The 2,007-nt window shown below is 33.6% G+C and carries 4 protein-coding genes; 1 reads left to right on the top strand and 3 read right to left on the bottom strand.

Annotated features, from left to right (window positions below; translation table 11 throughout):
• The coding region (locus A9G10_RS04180; protein ID WP_218837310.1) for a tyrosine-type recombinase/integrase at nucleotides 1–426 on the top strand (426 nt) is incomplete at its 5' end.
• Nucleotides 427–1,196: 770 nt separating this feature from the next.
• Here the strand turns inward: A9G10_RS04180 and A9G10_RS04170 are convergent.
• The 3 genes from A9G10_RS04170 to A9G10_RS12760 form a co-directional block, all read right to left on the bottom strand.
• Nucleotides 1,197–1,421: a tail fiber assembly protein gene (locus A9G10_RS04170; RefSeq protein ID WP_065557970.1), complete on the bottom strand. Its 225-nt coding sequence runs from the start codon at nucleotides 1,419–1,421 to the stop codon at nucleotides 1,197–1,199.
• Between the two features lie 9 nt (nucleotides 1,422–1,430).
• The gene (locus A9G10_RS04165) at nucleotides 1,431–1,634 is read right to left on the bottom strand and encodes a hypothetical protein (protein WP_065557971.1); all 204 of its coding nucleotides are present in this window, start codon (nucleotides 1,632–1,634) and stop codon (nucleotides 1,431–1,433) included.
• A gap of 2 nt (nucleotides 1,635–1,636) precedes the next feature.
• Nucleotides 1,637–2,007 (bottom strand): gp53-like domain-containing protein (locus tag A9G10_RS12760; protein WP_218837329.1); only part of this gene is annotated, 371 nt, incomplete at its 5' end.

The raw sequence follows: 2,007 nt of genomic DNA, 5'->3' as shown, positions 1-2,007 counted from the left end.
ATCGCAACTATGAAAAAATCTAACATTAAACGTAATTACTTATTAATTGAACAATATAAAACTGGAGCGAAAATAGCATTACCAGTTAAATTGAAATGTAAAAAACTGAATATTAGTTTGAAAGATATCATTGATTCAACCCAAAATAATTATTTGCTAAGCAATAATAATAAACAAATAAAGTTAGAAGCAATAACAAGACAATTTGCACGCTTACGTGATAAAGTTTTTAAAAAAAATTATTGGACAGGTACACCTACCACATTTCATGAAATAAGATCATTAGCAGAACGTTTATATCGAGAACAACGGCTCGATACAATGACTTTATTAGGACATAAATCTCAACAGATGACAGATAGATATAATGACAATAGAGGTAGGGAATATAAAAAACTAAGGATTAATAAAGCATCCTATTTATGAGGTAGGTGAACATGTTGATTTTAAAAAAATAGCAATAAACGGCCAGCAGATTAGCCGTTTTATTATTGCTAAAGGTTCAAACATAAACGGCTGGTATGAAATATACAGTGATGGCTTTAAACGAGTTGGCAACAAATGGCCTGTCTCCAACCCGCTTCATTCACCAAACCCGTTAGGTTGTGTAAAAGTTCCATTCCCAATACCGTTTACCCAGACAGTTATATCTGTCAATGTCTCAATTGAAACATCTACACCTGCAGTTGAAATCATAAATTATGAAATCAATAGTTTGCATGAAATAGGGCTAACAGCGGGAATGTTCGGTGCATCGGGAATGGTTGCGATGAGTGAATTTGCATGTTCATACTCAGCCGAGGGATATTAATATGAGATATTTCAATAAAATAACAACGGCAGAGGTAATGCCCAGTATATATGATATCAATTATGATGTAATAGAATTAGACAATAATCATTGGTTTTTTACGTCGGACATACCCGACAACAAAAAAATAGTTGCTGATGCAAACGGGCAATCAAAACTAAAGAATATTAGTGATAGTCTCAGCAATATAGATAAAATAAAAACCAACAAATAAAAACAACAACAATTAATTAATAATGTGGACACAAATAACAATCCTGCAAGACATTATCGATTAAGATATGCTAGAATCAAACGAGGCAGAAATGTAAAAACATACATGATTTTATTAACCCGTATTGATATTAATCAATCAGATATTAACTGGTCCCAAGAAACCGATTAATCACTCGGGTATTTCAGGAAACACAGCGTTAACATGTGCCGTGTCAATACGAGGAACGTCAATGGAAAATAACTCTAAACGCTCTAATAGTCGTTTTTCATTATCTGTTGCTACGTTGTGTTTTATAGCGCATTGTAATAATGTTTTTTTCGTACTGGCGTCAGTTATTAATTTATCTCTGAGAGCTATGTTTTTCCTGATTTTAAAATCAGTTTCCGCTGCCATATCCAGTACCTATTGTCCACCGTTCCATTTGTGAAAACCTGACAGTGGGGACTCTGAATACGTTAAATCATTAAATATAACACACCCCGCATTGATTTCGTTAAATAAATCAATGTGTTGATCTTTTGTGATTTCAATTGAATCTGGTGGTATATCAATATTGATTTCATCTATATAAAATGATTGTGTTTTAAAATTATAAAAATGTTTCATACTCAAAATCCTAATGCTATGTAAAATAAATCGGTGTCAGCATATTCGCTAGGCCCACATCTTCCCCAACATCTAAATTGTGATGCTGAAATTGGGTGTGCCGATGTTGAATTTGCGCCGTAATACCTATCGCTTGTCATAACCAGAAAACACGTATGCGGAAACGCTGTATGAAACGATTGTATATAGCCATTCACCCCAGCAGTTTGAGAATATCTTGATTCCCCCCATTGAATCACTAATCCGCTGGGTAGTTTTATATAACCATTTTTATTGAATGATCCGGTGTAATCGTTGCTACAAATTAAATCGCGGTTATTAACAGTTGGCCGTTCTTTAAAATCAACATGTTCACCTACCTCATAAATAGGAT

The sequence above is a fragment of the Gilliamella sp. wkB308 genome, assembly GCF_001690185.1.
Classification (GTDB): domain Bacteria; phylum Pseudomonadota; class Gammaproteobacteria; order Enterobacterales; family Orbaceae; genus Gilliamella; species Gilliamella apicola_I.
Note: the sequence above shows the minus strand (reverse complement) of the source record. Positions and strands in the feature narration are given on the sequence as shown.